This window comes from Cellulomonas sp. NPDC057328, from assembly GCF_042667215.1.
Lineage (GTDB): Bacteria > Actinomycetota > Actinomycetes > Actinomycetales > Cellulomonadaceae > Cellulomonas.
The window spans coordinates 1-16254 of sequence record NZ_JBHUZW010000089.1; the positions used below are offsets into that span (position 1 = coordinate 1).

The 16254-nt window shown below is 74.6% G+C and carries 13 protein-coding genes; 6 read left to right on the forward strand and 7 right to left on the reverse strand.

Annotated features, from left to right (window positions below; all coding sequences use genetic code 11):
* Nucleotides 1–46: 46 nt before the first annotated feature.
* Entirely contained in the window at nucleotides 47–121 is a 75-nt protein-coding gene (locus ACFUMH_RS14305) for a 50S ribosomal protein bL37 (RefSeq protein ID WP_375791718.1), read from the reverse strand.
* A 146-nt stretch (nucleotides 122–267) separates the two neighbouring features.
* Between ACFUMH_RS14305 and ACFUMH_RS14310 the strand changes: the two genes are divergently transcribed.
* Nucleotides 268–1353: a type IV pilus twitching motility protein PilT gene (locus tag ACFUMH_RS14310; protein ID WP_378206746.1), complete on the forward strand. Its 1086-nt coding sequence runs from the start codon at nucleotides 268–270 to the stop codon at nucleotides 1351–1353.
* 90 nt (nucleotides 1354–1443) lie between these two features.
* On the opposite strand, the gene ACFUMH_RS14315 is transcribed toward ACFUMH_RS14310, so the two are convergent.
* Nucleotides 1444–2040: a GDSL-type esterase/lipase family protein gene (locus ACFUMH_RS14315; RefSeq protein WP_378206749.1), complete on the reverse strand. Its 597-nt coding sequence runs from the start codon at nucleotides 2038–2040 to the stop codon at nucleotides 1444–1446.
* Nucleotides 2041–2160: 120 nt separating this feature from the next.
* Nucleotides 2161–2334, reverse strand: a complete 174-nt coding sequence (locus ACFUMH_RS14320; protein WP_378206752.1) for a hypothetical protein — start codon at nucleotides 2332–2334, stop codon at nucleotides 2161–2163.
* 93 nt (nucleotides 2335–2427) lie between these two features.
* On the opposite strand from ACFUMH_RS14320, the gene ACFUMH_RS14325 reads away from it, so the two are divergent.
* A complete protein-coding gene (locus ACFUMH_RS14325; protein WP_378206755.1) occupies nucleotides 2428–3417 on the forward strand; it encodes a GlxA family transcriptional regulator in 990 nt (329 codons plus the stop codon).
* A 149-nt stretch (nucleotides 3418–3566) separates the two neighbouring features.
* On the opposite strand, the gene ACFUMH_RS14330 is transcribed toward ACFUMH_RS14325, so the two are convergent.
* Nucleotides 3567–4250, reverse strand: coding sequence for a fasciclin domain-containing protein (locus tag ACFUMH_RS14330; protein WP_378206758.1), 684 nt, complete (start codon nucleotides 4248–4250; stop codon nucleotides 3567–3569).
* 162 nt (nucleotides 4251–4412) lie between these two features.
* Between ACFUMH_RS14330 and ACFUMH_RS14335 the strand changes: the two genes are divergently transcribed.
* Entirely contained in the window at nucleotides 4413–6311 is a 1899-nt protein-coding gene (locus tag ACFUMH_RS14335) for a cytochrome c biogenesis protein DipZ (protein ID WP_378206760.1), read from the forward strand.
* A 100-nt stretch (nucleotides 6312–6411) separates the two neighbouring features.
* Here the strand turns inward: ACFUMH_RS14335 and ACFUMH_RS14340 are convergent, their stop codons facing one another.
* The 3 genes from ACFUMH_RS14340 to ACFUMH_RS14350 all read right to left on the reverse strand — a co-directional run bounded on the left by ACFUMH_RS14340 (nucleotide 6412) and on the right by ACFUMH_RS14350 (nucleotide 12437).
* Nucleotides 6412–10317 carry a multifunctional oxoglutarate decarboxylase/oxoglutarate dehydrogenase thiamine pyrophosphate-binding subunit/dihydrolipoyllysine-residue succinyltransferase subunit gene (locus tag ACFUMH_RS14340; RefSeq protein WP_378206763.1) on the reverse strand — a complete coding sequence of 1302 codons (3906 nt, stop codon included), beginning with the start codon at nucleotides 10315–10317 and terminating at the stop codon, nucleotides 6412–6414.
* Nucleotides 10318–10575: 258 nt separating this feature from the next.
* Nucleotides 10576–11679 (reverse strand): ATP-binding protein, encoded by a 1104-nt coding sequence (locus tag ACFUMH_RS14345; RefSeq protein WP_378206766.1) that lies wholly within the window; start codon nucleotides 11677–11679, stop codon nucleotides 10576–10578.
* Nucleotides 11676–12437, reverse strand: coding sequence for a response regulator transcription factor (locus tag ACFUMH_RS14350; RefSeq protein ID WP_378206769.1), 762 nt, complete (start codon nucleotides 12435–12437; stop codon nucleotides 11676–11678). The genes ACFUMH_RS14345 and ACFUMH_RS14350 overlap by 4 nt, the downstream gene beginning before the upstream one ends.
* 312 nt (nucleotides 12438–12749) lie before the next feature.
* On the opposite strand from ACFUMH_RS14350, the gene ACFUMH_RS14355 reads away from it, so the two are divergent.
* The 3 genes from ACFUMH_RS14355 (at nucleotide 12750) to ACFUMH_RS14365 (ending at nucleotide 16163) form a co-directional block, all read left to right on the forward strand.
* Entirely contained in the window at nucleotides 12750–14066 is a 1317-nt protein-coding gene (locus ACFUMH_RS14355; RefSeq protein WP_378206772.1) for a hemolysin family protein, read from the forward strand.
* Nucleotides 14066–15109 (forward strand): hemolysin family protein, encoded by a 1044-nt coding sequence (locus ACFUMH_RS14360; RefSeq protein ID WP_378206775.1) that lies wholly within the window; start codon nucleotides 14066–14068, stop codon nucleotides 15107–15109. The genes ACFUMH_RS14355 and ACFUMH_RS14360 overlap by 1 nt, the downstream gene beginning before the upstream one ends.
* A gap of 274 nt (nucleotides 15110–15383) precedes the next feature.
* The gene (locus ACFUMH_RS14365) at nucleotides 15384–16163 is read left to right on the forward strand and encodes a M15 family metallopeptidase (RefSeq protein ID WP_378206778.1); all 780 of its coding nucleotides are present in this window, start codon (nucleotides 15384–15386) and stop codon (nucleotides 16161–16163) included.
* Nucleotides 16164–16254 lie beyond the last annotated feature (91 nt).

The window sequence follows — 16254 nt, forward strand, 5'->3', positions numbered from 1 at the left end:
CCCCGGAGCAGCTGCTCCGGGGCCCTCGTGCGTCGGCGTCGAACGCTCAGGCGTTGGGACGCTTGCCGTGGTTCGCGCCGTTGCCCTTGCGCGAACGGCGCTTGCGGCCACGCTTGCTCATCGGTGTCTCCTCGCGTCTTGCGGGCGCGCGCACGCGTGCGCGCACCATGGGTCGGCCCCATCGTCCCACACCGGGCGCCCGCCGCGTGCCGCCCGCCACGTCGGTCCCGGCTCAAGTGCGCGCCCCGACCGGCCGATGCACCCGTCGTGGCAGAGACCCAGTCCGTGATCCCGTTCCTGCACGCGCTGGCGAGCACCAACGGCTCCGACCTGCACTGCAAGGTCGGCTCCGCGCCGCGCGTGCGCGTCGACGGCCGCCTGCGCCGGCTGCAGGCCCCCGACCTGCGCCCGGCCGACACCGAGCGGATGCTCGACGAGGTGCTCCCGGACGACCTCGTGGAGACCTTCCGCCAGACCAAGGAGGCGGACTTCGCGTACTCCCTGCCGGGCGTCGGCCGCTTCCGCGTCAACGCCTACCAGGCGCGCGGCACGTTCGGCCTCGTCTTCCGGCGCGTGGCGATCGGCGCGCAGTCGATGGGCGAGCTGGGCCTGCCCGAGGTCATCGGCGAGCTCGCGCTCGAGCCGCGCGGCCTCGTGCTGGTCACCGGGCCCACGGGCTCCGGCAAGACGACGACGCTCGCGTCGATGGTCGACCTCATCAACACGCTGCGCGAGGTCAACATCGTCACGATCGAGGACCCGATCGAGATCCTGCACGCCGACAAGAAGGCGATCGTCTCGCAGCGCGAGGTGCGGCAGGACACCGACAACTTCACGGTCGCGCTGCGCGCCGCGATGCGGCAGGACCCGGACGTCATCCTCGTCGGCGAGATGCGCGACGTGGAGACGGTGCGCGCGGCGCTGTCGGCGGCGGAGACCGGCCACCTCGTCCTGTCGACCCTGCACACCATCGACGCGGCCGAGACCGTCAACCGCATCGTCGACTTCTTCCCGCCGCACGAGCAGAAGCAGGTCCGCATCGCGCTCGCCCAGGCGCTGCGCGGCATCGTCTCGCAGCGTCTGCTGCGCCGCGCCGACGGCACGGGCCGCGTGTCGGCGATCGAGGTCATGGTCAACACCGGCCGCACGGCCGAGGCGATCGTCGAGCCCCAGGAGAACCCCCCGCTCACCGAGCTGATCAAGGAGGGCGACTTCTACAAGATGCAGACGTTCGACCAGCACCTGTTCACGCTCGTGCGCGACGCCGTCGTGACGTACGAGGACGCCCTCGCGGCGGCGTCCAACCCGCACGACCTCACCCTCGAGCTGCGGTCCGCCGGCCTCGTCGGCTGACGACGGACCGACGCCGGACGGCCCGGGACGCAGGTGCGTCCCGGGCCGTCGGCGTCGGTGCGCCCGCGGGCGCGCAGGGTGCGGCGGGCGTCAGGCGTCGTCCGGCAGCCCGAGCCACGCGTGCCAGCCGGTGTGCAGCACGAGCCACGCCATGAGGCCGTAGCCCGCCTGGCCGGGCAGGTGGCCGCGCGACGTCGCCATGTCGGCGAGCCACTGGTCGTGGGCCGCGAGCGGCGAGTACATGTCGACGTACGGCACCCGGCGGCGGGCGGCGACGTCGCCGAGCGCGGCGGAGAGCTCGGCGATCTTGTCGCCGTCCTCGGGTGCGCCCGGCGGCGGGCCGACGACGAACGCGGGCATCCGGCGCTGGTCGGCGACGTCGAGGACGTTGGCGAGGTTGAGGCGGCTGCGCGCGAGCGAGAGGCCGGCGGTGACGTCGGCGCGGCCGATGCCCACGACGAGGCGGGTGTCGGCCTCGGGCGACAGACGGCGCGAGACCTCGGGGTCCCAGCGGACGCCGAGCTCGGTGCTGTTCTCGCCCGGCACGGCGAGCGTCAGCACGGTGAGGGGGTCCGGCGTGGGGGTGCGTGCGGCGACCCGGCCGACCCAGCCGAGACCGCGTGGGTCCCCGGCACCGGCGACCAGCTCGTCACCGATGACCGCGAGCCGGAGCGGCAGCTCACCCACGTCCCGTCCTCCTGCCCTCGTGCGCGCCGGCCGGTGCCGACGCTCCGGGGACAGTGTCGCAGCAGCCGGGCCCGGCCGGGTGCGTGCCGGGGCGGTCGCGCGTGTCCGGCGGCGGGCGGCTCAGCGGAGGAGCCCGGTCGGCGCGGGTGCCCGGTGGTCGAGGGACGCGTCCCAGGTCTCGTGGGACGCGGGGGGCCGACGGTCGCCGAGCCCGTCGGCGACGACGACGCGCCAGAGCCAGACGAGCCAGGCGGCGAGCGCGAGGAGCGAGAGCACGAGCCAGAGGATGTCCATGGCAGAGATCCTGCGCCAGCCACGATGCTGCCACGAGTGGCGGATCTGTCGGTGACCGTCGACATCCCGCCATCGTCGTGCGACGCTGGTCACGTGCTCCGCTCCGTCGCCGTCCTGGCGCTCCCCGACGCCGCCCCCTTCGAGCTCGGCACCGCGTGCGAGGTCTTCGGCATCGACCGGTCCGACACCGGCGGGCCGTCGTTCGACTTCCGCGTGTGCGGGCCGACGCCGGGCGTGCCCGTGCGCACCAAGGCGGGTTTCTCGCTGCTCGTCGAGCACGGGCTCGAGGCGACGCGCGACGTCGACCTCGTCGTCGTCCCCGCGTACGGCGGGCCGGCACGGGTGGACGAGGCCGTGCTGCGCGCGCTGCGGGACGCGCACGACCGCGGCGCGTGGGTGCTGAGCATCTGCAGCGGCGCGTTCGCGCTGGGGGAGGCCGGGCTCCTCGACGGGCGCCGCTGCACCACGCACTGGATGCACGCCGAGGAGCTCGCGGCACGGTTCCCGACCGCGACCGTCGACCCGTCGGTGCTCTTCGTCGAGGACGGGCGCGTCATCACGGGCGCCGGCACCGCCGCCGGCATCGACGCGTGCCTGCACCTCGTGCGCCGCGAGCTCGGCGGGGCCGCCGCGACGGCCGTCGCCCGCCGCATGATCGTCCCGCCGCAGCGCGACGGCGGGCAGGCGCAGTACATCGACATGCCGCTGCCGGAGGCGGACACGCTCGCGCCGCTGCTCGCCTGGATGACGGCGCACCTCGACACCGAGCTGTCCGTGCCCACGCTCGCCGCCCGCGCGCTGATGTCGGAGCGGACGTTCGCGCGGCGGTTCCGCGCCGAGACCGGCACGACGCCGGCCGCGTGGGTGGCGCGGCAGCGGGTGGCGCGCGCGCAGGAGCTGCTCGAGCGCACCGACGTGCCCGTGGACGAGGTGGCGCGGCTGTGCGGGCTCGGGTCGGCCGCGCAGCTGCGGCACCACTTCGCCCGCACGCTCGGCACCAGCCCGCAGGCGTACCGCCGCCGGTTCGCGTGCCGCGACGAGGACGCCCCGGCCGGTGCCGCGACGACGCTCGTCCCCGCCTGACCTCGCCCCGCCCGGCGCCCGACCGGCGCCCGCACGGCACCGCGGCCCGCCGCCGGGCAGCACGACGCCCCACCCCGTGGTCTCGAGGTGGGGCGTCGTCCGGCCGGTGGGCCGGTGCCGCGCCGCGGACGCGGCAGGTCAGCGGGACGTCACATGCCCGGCATCAGCACGCCGTCGAGCAGGTAGACGGTCGCGTTCGCGGTCTGCACGCCGCCGCAGACGACGTTCACGTCGTCGACCATCAGCTCGTCGCCCTCGCCGGAGACGGTCACCATGTCGCCCTGCACCGTCGCGTGCTCACCGACGACCTGCTCGGGCGACAGACGGCCCGGCACGACGTGGTACGTCAGCACGGAGGTGAGCGTCGCGGAGTCGGTCTTGAGGGACTCGATCGTGGCCGGGTCCACCGCCGCGAACGCCTCGTCCACGGGTGCGAACACCGTGAACTCACCGCCGTTGAGCGTGTCGACCAGGTCCACCTCCGGGTTGAGCTGGCCCGACACCGCGGAGACGAGCGTCGTGAGCAGCGGGTTGTTCGACGCGGCGACGGCGACCGGGTCGGCCGACATGCCCTCGATCGAGCCGGCGCCGTCCGGGACGGCGGCGGCGTAGTCGGCACAGCCCGGGCCGACGAGGCCCATGGCGGCCGGGTCCATCATGTCCTCGTCCATGTCCTCCGCGGGCGTCGACGCCATGTCGTCGGGCGTCTGCTCCGTCATGGTGTCGGGGGACGAGGTGCCGGCGGTGTCGTCCGAGGAGCTGCACGCCGTCAGGGCCAGGCCGGTCGTGAGCAGCAGGGCGGCCGAGATGCGGGTGCGGGTCGAGATCTTCATGGGTCGTCTCCTCCGTGGGTCGCGGGGCCGCCTCAGCCCCGCCGTCACCGAGGGTTCGGAGCCCCGCGGGAGGTGGATGGGTCCGGATGTCGACGAGATCCGGGCCGCCGCGTCACCCGGTCGCCGACCCATCCGGCCCCGCCGGTGCGCCGAACCACGGGCATGGACCTCGTGGTGGTGGCGCTCGTCGGACTGGTCGGCGGGCTCGTGACAGGCATCTCGCCGTGCATCCTCCCCGTGCTGCCCGTCGTGCTGCTCAGCGCGGGGGCGCAGGGGGCGCGCACACCGGCGGCCGGCGACGGGCGCCGGGGCAGGGCGGGCGGCGGGCAGGGCAGCCGGCAGGCGGGCGGTGGTGCGCTGCCCGTGACGGTGGGACCCGCGCCGCGCGGCGCGGCCGCTGGTGTCGGCGTCCTCGAGCAGCCCACCTTCCTGCGGACGGGACGCGTCGGTGACGACGCCGCGGACGCGCGGCCGCCGGGCGCGCGCCCGTACCTCGTCATCGCGGGGCTCGTCACGTCCTTCTCGCTCGCGACCCTCGCCGGCACCGTCGTCCTCAACGCGCTGGGCCTGCCGGGGGACACGCTGCGCTGGGCCGGCATCCTCGTGCTCGTCGTCCTCGGCCTCGGGCTGCTGGTGCCGCGCTTCGAGCACCTGCTGGAGAAGCCGTTCGCGCGCCTGGCCCCCAAGCGGGCGCCCGGCAAGGACCGCGGCGCGTTCGCGCTCGGCCTCGGGCTCGGCGCCGTGTACGTCCCGTGCGCCGGCCCGGTCCTCGCGGCCGTGACGGTCGCCAGCGCGACCGGGCAGGTCGACGCGTCCACCGTCGTGCTCACGCTGACGTTCGCGGTCGGCGCCGCGCTGCCCCTGCTGGTCCTCGCGCTGGCGGGCCGCCGCGTCACCGAGCGCGTCGCGGTGCTCCGCACGCACCAGCGCGCCGTGCGCGCCGTCGGCGGCGCGGTCATGCTCGCCCTCGCGGCGGCGCTCACCCTCAACGTCACCGACGGCCTGCAGCGCGCGCTGCCGAGCTGGGCCGAGGGCATCCAGTCCCGGATCGCGCAGGACGAGCGCGTGCAGCAGGAGCTGAACCTCGGCGGCCTGGTCACCGAGGAGAACGCGGGCCTCGCCGAGTGCCACCAGGGCGCCACGGTGCTCGAGGACTGCGGCCCGGCGCCCGAGCTGCGCGGGATCGACGCGTGGCTGCAGACGCCCGACGGTCGGGACCTCTCGCTCGAGGAGCTGCGCGGCAAGGTCGTGCTGCTCGACTTCTGGGCCTACTCCTGCATCAACTGCCAGCGCTCCGTGCCGCACGTCCAGGCGTGGCACGAGACGTACGAGGACGCGGGCCTCGTGGTGCTCGGCATCCACACCCCCGAGTACGCCTTCGAGCGCGAGACCGACAACGTCCGCGACGGCGCGCGCCGCCTCGGCATGACGTACCCGGTGGCGCAGGACAACTCCTACGCGACGTGGACGGCGTACCGGAACCGCTACTGGCCGGCGTCGTACCTGATCGACGCCGAGGGCGACGTGCGGCACGTCCACCAGGGCGAGGGCGGCTACGACGTCACCGAGGACCTGCTGCGCGAGCTGCTCGAGGACGCCGACCCGGGCGTCGCGCTGCCGGCCCGCACGCAGGTCGCCGACCGCACGCCGCGGGGCGCGGAGCTGACGCCGGAGACGTTCCTGTCGGTCGGCAAGCGCACCAACGTGGCGGGGGAGTACGTGGAGGGCGAGCACGCGTACACGCTCCCCGCGGAGCAGGACGCCGACACCGTGGCGTTCGGCGGCACCTGGACCACCGACTACCAGGCCGCCACGGCCGGCGCCGACGCCGTCCTGCGCCTGCGGTGGACCGCGTCGGAGGTGCGCACGGTCGTCGGTGGCGAGGGCACCGTGACCGCGGTCGTGCGGGACGCGGACGGCACGGTGGTCGACCGGGTGACGCACGAGGTCGCCGGCGCGCCGCGCTCCTACCGGCTGCTCGCGCAGCCCGACGTCGGCACCGGCACGGTCGAGCTCGAGGCGACGCCCGGCGTGCAGGTGTACTCGTTCACCTTCGGGTGACCGGGCGGGGAGGGTCACCCCGCCGTACGACGACGCCCCGGTCCCCGCGCGAGCGGGGGCCGGGGCGTCGGTGCGTGGTGGCGCGGTCGCCCGCGCCGCGTCAGCGGCGGAAGGCCCGCTCGACGAGGTCCTTCTGCTCGACCGCGTGCTTCTTGGCCGAGCCGGCCGCCGGCGACGCCGACTCCGGGCGGGACACGACCCGCAGCGGGCGCTCGACGACCTGCGGCAGGTGCGAGGACATGTACGTCCACGGGCCCTGGTTCTGCGGCTCGTCCTGGACCCACACGAGCTCGGCGCCGTCGAACGGCGCGAGCACCTCGCGGATCGCGTCGGGCTCGAGCGGGTAGAGCTGCTCGAACCGCACGATCGCGGTCTGCTGGTCGCCGGACGACACGCGGTGCGCGAGCAGGTCCCAGTAGACCTTGCCCGAGCAGAGCAGGACGCGCGTGACCTGGTCGGCCTTCGCGGCGGCGAGCTCGTCGGCGACGACCGTGCGGAACGTGCCCGTCGTGAAGTCCTCGACGGCCGACGTCGCGGCCTTGAGGCGCAGCATCGACTTGGGCGTGAACACCACGAGCGGGCGGCGCGGACGCTGGTACGCCTGGCGGCGCAGCAGGTGGAAGTACGACGCCGGGTTCGACGGCTGCGCGATCGTCATGTTGTCCTCGGCCGCGAGCTGCAGGAAGCGCTCGATGCGCGCGGACGAGTGGTCCGGCCCCTGCCCCTCGTAGCCGTGGGGGAGCAGCATGACGACCGACGAGCGCTGGCCCCACTTCTGCTCCGCCGACGACAGGAACTCGTCGATGACCGTCTGCGCGCCGTTGACGAAGTCGCCGAACTGCGCCTCCCACAGCACGAGCGCGTCGGGGCGCTCGACCGAGTAGCCGTACTCGAACCCGAGGGCGGCGTACTCCGACAGCGACGAGTCGTACACCCAGAACTTCGCCTGGTCGCCCGACAGGTACAGCAGCGGCGTCCACTCGGCACCGGTCTCGCGGTCGTGCAGCACCGCGTGCCGCTGCACGAACGTGCCGCGGCGCGAGTCCTGCCCGGCGAGCCGCACCGGCGTGCCCTCGATGAGCAGGGAGCCGAACGCGAGGATCTCGCCGAAGCCCCAGTCGATCCCGCCGTCGCGGCTCATCTGCTCCCGCTTGGCGAGCATCTGCGCGAGCTTCGGGTGGATCGTGAAGCCCTCGGGGGCGCGCACGTGCGCCTGGCCGATGCGCTCGAGGACGGACGACGGCACCGCCGTCTTCCAGCCGACCATGACGCCGGCGTCCTCCTGCTGCGACTCCGGCCGCTCCAGGCCCGCGACCGTCTCGACGTCGGTCTGCGGCGGCGTCCAGCCGTCCTCGCGCGTCTCGGTGAAGACCCGCTCCAGCTGCGACTGGTAGTCGCGCAGGACCTGCTCGGCCTCCTCGAGCGTGATGTCGCCGCGCGCCACGAGCGTCTCGGTGTACAGCTTGCGCACCGACCGCTTGGCCTCGATGAGGTTGTACATGAGCGGCTGCGTCATCGACGGGTCGTCGCCCTCGTTGTGGCCGCGGCGGCGGTAGCAGACCATGTCGATGACGACGTCGCGCGCGAACTGCTCGCGGTACTCGAACGCCAGCTCGGCGACGCGCACGCACGCCTCGGGGTCGTCCCCGTTGACGTGGAAGACCGGCACCTGCAGGCCCTTGACCACGTCGGTGGCGTACTGCGACGACCGCGACGACGACGGGCCGGTCGTGAAGCCGACCTGGTTGTTGACGATCACGTGGATCGTGCCGCCGGTGCGGTAGCCGCGCAGCTGGGCGAGGTTGAGCGTCTCGAACACGACGCCCTGGCCGGCGAAGGCCGCGTCGCCGTGGATGAGGATCGGCAGCACGGAGAACCCGTCGCCGCCCAGGTCGATGCGGTCCTGCTTGGCGCGCACGACGCCCTCGAGCACCGGGTCGACCGCCTCGAGGTGCGACGGGTTCGCCGCGAGGTACACGGCGGTGGTCGCGCCCGACTCGGCGGTGAAGCGGCCCTCGGTGCCGAGGTGGTACTTCACGTCGCCGGAGCCCTGCACCGACTTGGGGTCCTGGTTGCCCTCGAACTCGCTGAAGATCTGGCCGTAGGACTTGCCGGCGATGTTCGCGAGCACGTTGAGGCGCCCGCGGTGCGCCATGCCGATGCCGACCTCGTCGAGGCCGCCGTTCGCCGCCTTGGACAGCACCGCGTCGAGCAGCGGGATGAGCGACTCGCCGCCCTCGAGCGAGAACCGCTTCTGGCCGACGTACTTGGTCTGCAGGAACGTCTCGAACGCCTCGGCGGCGTTGAGGCGGCGCAGGATGCGCAGCTGGTCCTCGCGGGGCGTGCGCGCGTAGCCCGACTCGAGGCGCTCCTGGAGCCAGCGGCGCTGGCGCGGGTCCTGCAGGTGCATGTACTCGACGCCGACCGTGCGGCAGTACGAGTCGCGCAGCAGGCCGAGCACGTCGCGCAGCGTGGCGCGCGTCTTCCCCGTGAAGCCGCCGGTCGGGAACGTGCGGTCCAGGTCCCACAGCGTCAGGCCGTGGTTCTGCACGTCGAGGTCCGGGTGCTTGCGCTGGCGGTAGGCGAGCGGGTCGGTGTCCGCCATGAGGTGCCCGCGCGAGCGGTAGGAGTGGATGAGCTCGGCGATGCGCGCCGGCTTGATCGCCTCGGCGTCCGGGTCGTGGTCCGCGTCGCGGACCCACCGCACGGGCTCGTACGGGACGCGCAGCGACGCGAAGACGCGGTCGTAGAAGCCGTCCTCGCCGAGCAGCTTGCGCCCGAGGATCCGCAGGAAGTCGCCCGACTGGGCGCCCTGGATGATCCGGTGGTCGTACGTCGACGTGATCGTGAGGATCTTCGAGACGCCCATGCGGTTGAGCTGCTCGGCCGACGTGCCGGCGAACTCCGCCGGGTAGTCCATGGCGCCGACGCCGACGATGGTGCCCTGGCCCTGCATGAGGCGCGGCACCGAGTGCACCGTGCCGATCGTGCCCGGGTTGGTCAGCGAGATCGTCGTGCCGGCGAAGTCGTCGACGGTCAGCTTGTTGTTGCGGGCGCGGCGCACGACGTCCTCGTAGGCCGACCAGAACTGCGCGAAGTCGAGCGTCTCGGCCTTCTTGATGGAGGGCACGAGCAGCTGACGGGTGCCGTCGGGCTTGGCGAGGTCGATCGCGAGGCCGAGGTTGACGTGCGCGGGCTGCAGGACGCCGGGCTTGCCGTCGACGAGCGTGTACGCGGCGTTCATGGCGGGCATCTCGCCGAGCGCCTCGACGAGCGCGAAGCCGATGAGGTGCGTGAACGACACCTTGCCGCCGCGGCCGCGCGACAGGTGGTTGTTGATGACGATGCGGTTGTCGACCATCAGCTTGGCCGGGACCGCGCGCACCGAGGTGGCCGTGGGCACCTCGAGGGACGACTCCATGTTCGTCACGACCCGGGCGGCGGGGCCGCGCAGCTTCTGCACGTCGTCGACCGGCTCCGCCCCGTCCTCGGGGCGGCGCGCCGCCGCGACCTCGGCGTAGGGCGCCGTGGCGGGCTGTGCGGTGGCGACGGGCGAGGCGGCCGTGGGCGCCTTCGGTGCCGCCGGGCCGGCGGGGGACTCGACCGCGACGGCCTTCGGCTCCGGCGCCGGGCCGGTCGCCTGCCGGGGCGTCGCGGGGGCGCCGTCCGCGGGGGCCGAGGACGCCGGTGCGGTGGGCGTGCCCGTGGGGCCGCCCGCCGGGGCGCTCGTCGCCGGGCCCGTCGCGGGGGCCGTCGTCGCGGGGGTGCTCGTCGCCGTGCCGTTCGTCGCGGCCGCCGGCGGGGTGGCCGCACCGGACGGGGCGGGGGTCTGCCCGCCGTCACCCGCCGGCGACGGCGTCCCCGGCTGGTAGCCCTCGAAGAAGTCCCACCACGCGGGGTCCACCGCGTTGCGGTCCTTCTTGTACTGCTCGTACAGCTCGTCCACGAGCCACTCGTTCGCGCCGAAGTCGGCACGGGTGGGGTCGGACTGCGCCTTCTGGGTCACGCTGGGATCGCCCACTTCCGGTGCGCGGTACCGGGACCGCGCCGTCGCCAGTTCTGTTGACGACAACACTACGTGCTCCGGGCGCCCGCGACCGAGTCGCGCGCGGGTGCCCGCAGCGATCTCCGCGACCTCTTCACCCGCCCGCGGCGCCCCGGTCAACGGCGGCCAAAGCGCGCCCCCGCCGGGGCTCAAGCGCAGGTCGCGGGCCTGTTTCGCGCACGCGCCCAGGACGACCGGCGACGGCGGCCCGCCCGCGCGTCAGCGCCGCGCCGAGCCCTTGCCGGGCGCGCCGGCGGGCAGTGTGACGCGCATCGTGCAGCCCGTCGCGGTGTCGGCCACCTCGACGTACCCGCCGTGCAGCTCGACCGCCCAGCGCACGATCGACAGGCCCAGCCCGGTGCCGCCCGTCGAGCCCTGCCCGGTGCGGGCGGGGGTGTTGCCGCGCACGAACCGCTCGAAGACGTGCGCCCGCTGCTCGCGCGCGATGCCGGGGCCGTGGTCGACCACGTCGATGCGGACGTCGCCGCCCGCGCGGCGGGCCTCGATGCGGATCTCGTCGTCCGGCGGGGAGTGCCGGGCGGCGTTGTGCAGGAGGTTCGCGACGACCTGGTGGAGGCGCTCCGGGTCGGCCGGCACGGTCAGGTCGGGCGGCTCGACGTCGACCGCGAACGTCAGCTGCTTCTGCGCCCCCACGAGGCTGGCCTCGTCGGCGGCCTGCCCGAGCAGCGCGGAGAGCTCGACCTCCTCGAGCCGCAGCGGCACCGCGCCGGCCTCGACGCGCGACAGGTCCAGCAGCGACGACACCAGCCGCGAGAGCCGCTCGGTCTGCGCGAGCGCCGTCTGCAGCGTCGCCGGGTCCGGCTCGCTGACGCCGTCGACCATGTTCTCGAGCTGCGCCTGCAGCGCGGTGACCGGCGTGCGCAGCTCGTGCGACACGTTGGCGACGAGCTCGCGCCGGAAGGTGTCGAGCTGCTGCAGGTCGTCCGCCATCGTGTTGAAGGCGTCGGCGAGCTGGCCCACCTCGTCGCGGCTGGTGGAGCGCACGCGCCGGCTGTAGTCGCCCGCGGCCATCGCGCGCGCCGCGGCCGTCATCTCGCGCAGCGGCGACGTCATGCCGCGCGCGAGCAGCTGCGTGAGCACCAGGGACAGGGCGATCGCGATCGGCAGGGTGCGGCTGGGGCCGAGGGCCTGCAGGTAGCCGAGCCAGATGATCACGGCGGCGAGCGTCACGGTGGCCGCGACGAGCACGCCCAGCTTGATCTTGATGCTGCGCAGCCGGTCCAGCGGGCGCACGTCGGGCAGCTGCCAGCCGCGCGCGCCGGCGCGGGCGTGGCGCGCGGCCGGCTCGGCCGGCCCGCTCACGCGCCCGACGGCTCGCCGGCCGCCTCGGCCGCCGGGTCCTCCGCGGGCTCGAACGCGTACCCGACGCCGTGCACCGTGCGGATGAGGTCGGCGCCGAGCTTGCGGCGCAGCGCCTTGACGTGGGAGTCGACGGTGCGGGTGCCGCTGGCGTCGACCCAGTCCCACACGTCGGCGAGCAGCTTCTCGCGCGTGAGCACCGTGCGGGGCGTCTGCGCGAGCGTGAGCAGCAGGTCGAACTCCGTGGGCGTCAGGTGCACCTCGCGCTCGCCGCGCAGCACGCGGCGCTGCGCGCGGTCGATCGTCACGTCGCCGGCCACGAGCGGCGGGTCGGGCTGCTGCACCGCGGCCAGCTCGGCGGCACGCGCGGCGCGCTCGGTGCGGCGGAGCAGGACCTTGGTGCGCGCGACGAGCTCGCGCATCGAGAACGGCTTCGTCATGTAGTCGTCGGCGCCGACGCCCAGGCCGACGAGCATGTCCGTCTCGTCGTCGCGGGCCGTGAGCATGAGCACCGGGACCGGGCGCTCCGCCTGGATCTGCCGGCACACCTCGAGGCCGTCGATGCCGGGGAGCATGACGTCGAGGACCACCACGTCGGGCTGCAGGCGCGCCGCCGCGGCGACGCCGCCGTACCCGTCGCCGACGGACTCCACGCGCCAGCCCTCCGCCGACAGGCGGTGCACGATGGCCTGCGCGATCGCCGGCTCGTCCTCCACCACGAGGACCGTGGTGGAGCTCGGCTGCTGCACGCTGTTCACCATGGGGCCAGCGTGGCACACGCACCCGTGCCGGTCCCGTGGGGCGGCACGCCGCGGCGTCCGTAGGATGGTCGCCACCATGAGCAGCTCAAGTCGCTGCCGGCGTCGCACCACCCCCCACCTCGTCCGCACCGTCCCGGGTCGCCCCCGGACGTCGCGGGCGGCCCGGCCCACCGGGCCCGGGGCGGGGCGCGACCGTGCCGGCCACCCCCCGTCCTGCCGCGCGCACGCGTGCGCGGCGACCCCCGTCGCGCCGCGCGACGTGGCGCCCCCGGGCGCCGACCCGCGCGGACCCGCACCCCTGCGGGGGCGCACGTGCTGACCGACTGGCTGCTCGTCGGCCTGGGCGTGCTGCTCACCGTCGGCACCGCCGTGTTCGTCGCGGCGGAGTTCTCCCTCGTCACGCTCGACCCCGGGCTGGTCGAGCAGCAGGAGGGGCAGGACGACGCGCGCGGGCGCGCCGTGGTCCGGTCCCTGCGCCGCCTGTCGACGCAGCTGTCCGGCGCCCAGGTCGGCATCACGCTGACGACCGTCCTGCTCGGCTACACGACGCAGCCCGCGGTGGTCCGGCTGCTCGGCGTGCCCCTCGGGTCGACGGGCCTCGACCGCGCCGTGGCGGGCGCCGTCGCCGGCGCGCTCGCCGTCCTGCTCGTCAACGGCTTCTCGATGCTGTTCGGCGAGCTCGTGCCGAAGAACTTCGCGATCGCGAGCCCGCTCGCGACGGCGCGCCAGGTCGCGCCGCTGCAGCTCGGCTTCACGACGGGCCTGCGCGGCGTCATCGCGGTCACGAACGGCACCGCGAACGCGCTGCTGCGCCGGGTGGGCGTCGAGCCGCGCGAGGAGCTCTCGGGCGCGCGCTCGCCGGCCGAGCTCGCCTCGCTGGTGCGCCGCTCGGCGGAGCAGGGGACGCTCGACGCGTCCACCGCGACGCTGCTCACCAACTCCATCGACTTCTCGACGCTGACGGCGGTCGACGTCATGACGGACCGCACGCGCATGGTCGTCGTGCGCCGCGACGACACGGCCGCCGACGTCATGGCGCTCGCACGGCAGACGGGCCACTCGCGGTTCCCGGTCATCGGCGACTCCACCGACGACGTCGTCGGGCTCGTGCACCTGCGCAAGGCCATGGCCGTGCCGCACGACCGCCGTGCCGAGGTGCCGGCGCCGGCGCTCATGGTAGAGGCGCCGCGCGTGCCGGAGACGGTCGGGCTCGGCCCGCTGCTCGTCGAGCTGCGCGCGCAGGGCCTGCAGATGGCCGTCGTGGTCGACGAGTACGGCGGCACGTCGGGCGTCGTGACGCTCGAGGACGTCGTCGAGGAGCTCGTCGGCGAGGTCGCGGACGAGCACGACCGCACGCGCAGCACCGCCGCGCGCCGCGCCGACGGCGCGTGGGTCCTGCCGGGCGTCACGCGTCCCGACGAGCTGCACGAGGCCACGGGTCTGCGCGTCCCCGACGACGGCCCCTACGAGACGCTCGGCGGCCTGCTCATGGCGCGCCTCGGGCGGATCCCCGCGGAGGGCGACGAGGTCGTGGAGGGCACCGTGCGGCTGCACGTCGAGCGGATGGACGGGCGGCGCGTCGAACGCGTGCGCGTCGAGGTCGCCGGGGCCGAGGAGGCGGGCGCCTGATGGACAGCACCCTCGCGCTCCTTATCGCCGTCGTCCTGCTGGCGGCCAACGCGTTCTTCGTCGGCGCGGAGTTCGCGCTCATGTCGGCGCGCCGCTCGGCGATCGAGCCGCTCGCCGAGGCGGGCGACAAGCGGGCGGTCACCGTCCTGTGGGCGATGGAGCACGTCTCGCTCATGCTCGCCGCGGCCCAGCTCGGCATCACCGTCTGCTCGACGAGCCTCGGGCTGGTCGCCGAGCCGGCGATCGCGCACCTGATCGAGGACCCGCTGCACGCCCTCGGCGTGCCGGACTCGCTGACCCACCCCATCGCGTTCGTCGTGGCGCTGCTCGTCGTCGTGTACCTGCACGTGGTGCTCGGCGAGATGGTGCCGAAGAACCTCGCGGTCGCCGGCCCGGACCGTGCCGTCCTCGTCCTCGGGCCGGCCCTGGTCTGGGTCGCCCGCGTGATGCGGCCGGTCATCTTCGCGCTCAACTGGCTGGCGAACCACGTGCTGCGCCTGTTCCGCGTGGAGCCGCAGGACGAGGTCGCCTCCGCGTACACCGCGGAGGAGGTGCAGCACATCGTCGAGCAGTCGCAGGCGCAGGGCCTGCTCGCCGACGAGCAGGGGCTGCTCGCGGGCGCGATCGAGTTCTCGGACCGCACCGCCGCGCAGGTGATGGTGCCGGTCGGCGAGCTCGTCACCGTGCAGGAGGGGTCGACGCCCGACGACATCGAGCACCTCGTGGCGCGCACCGGCTTCAGCCGGTTCGCCGTCGCGGACGCCGCCGGCGCGCCCACCGGGTACCTGCACATCAAGGACGTGCTGTACGCGGACGACGTGTCGCGCACGCTGCCGGTGCCGAGCTGGCGCGTGCGCACGCTCGCGGTGGTCGGGCCCGACGACGAGGTGGAGACGGCGCTCGCGGCGATGCAGCGGTCGGGGTCGCACCTGGCGCGCGTCGACGTCGACGGGCGCGCCGTGGGCGTGGTGTTCCTCGAGGACATCCTCGAGGAGCTGGTCGGCGAGGTGCGCGACGCGATGCAGCGGGGGCAGATCCCGTAGGTCGGCCGGTCGTGTGACCTTCGACCTCGCCGGCGGCGTGTCGACCGGCGTGTCGCCCGGTCTGTCCGGTTCTGGCACGGCATGGGTGCCGGTCGGGGCCTTGGACGCGGTGCCACGGTGCCGTTATGGTTCCGTGACCGCTCCGCCAGGAGCGCGTGAACAGCAGGGTCCGAGCGGAGGTGTCGTGGGGTCGCACGCAGCGGAGCCGACTCCTCGGACACGCCGTTCCCTCCGTGAGGAGAACGCCCCCCGCAGCCGGTCGCGCCGCGTCGAGGTGCCGGCCGTCAGCGGCACCGTCGAGGTCCTGCCGATCGCGTCCCACGGGTCCGCCGCACCGGCCCGGCGCCGGGCCACCACCGTCGTCGGCCGCCTCGGCGTGCTGGCCGCCCTCGCGGGCGTCACGGTCGTCGTGCCCGTCACGCAGGGCGTCGCCGAGGGCGAGATCGTGCTCGGCGCGGTCGAGCAGCCGGACTACCCGTCGACCGTCACGGCGCTGACCGCGCTGCCGCTGTCGGACCTGCCGCCCACGGCCCTCGTCTCGGCCGACGGCTCCTCGCAGCTGCGCGCCGCGATCGACGTCTCCCGTGCCGCCGAGCGCTCGGTGCTGCCGGGCTGCGACGGCGCGGCCCGCCCCTCCGGCGCCAACGGGCAGCTCTCCACCGCCGACCTGTGCACGCTGTGGGACGGGCGCACGCAGATGCGCGCCGACGCCGCCGTCGCGCTCGCCGAGCTCAACGTCGCGTACGTCGCCCGCTTCGGCACCGACATCTGCCTCACCGACGGCTACCGCACGCTCGCGGAGCAGAAGTCGGTCAAGGCGCGCAAGGGCGGGCTCGCGGCCACGCCCGGCAAGAGCAACCACGGCTGGGGCCTCGCGGTCGACCTGTGCGGCCTGCAGGACAACAGCACGCGCTTCGCGTGGATGAACGAGAACGCGCCGGTCTACGGGTGGGAGAACCCCACGTGGGCCAAGCGCGGTGGCTCCGGCCCGTACGAGCCGTGGCACTGGGAGTACATCAAGGGCGTGAAGGCGGACGGCGAGTTCTACGGCTGACGCCGGTGGCGGGCGCTGGTGCTCGCCCGGTGACGGACCGTGACGCGACGGGACCACGACGTGACGAGGGCCGGCGGTGCAGGTGCACCGC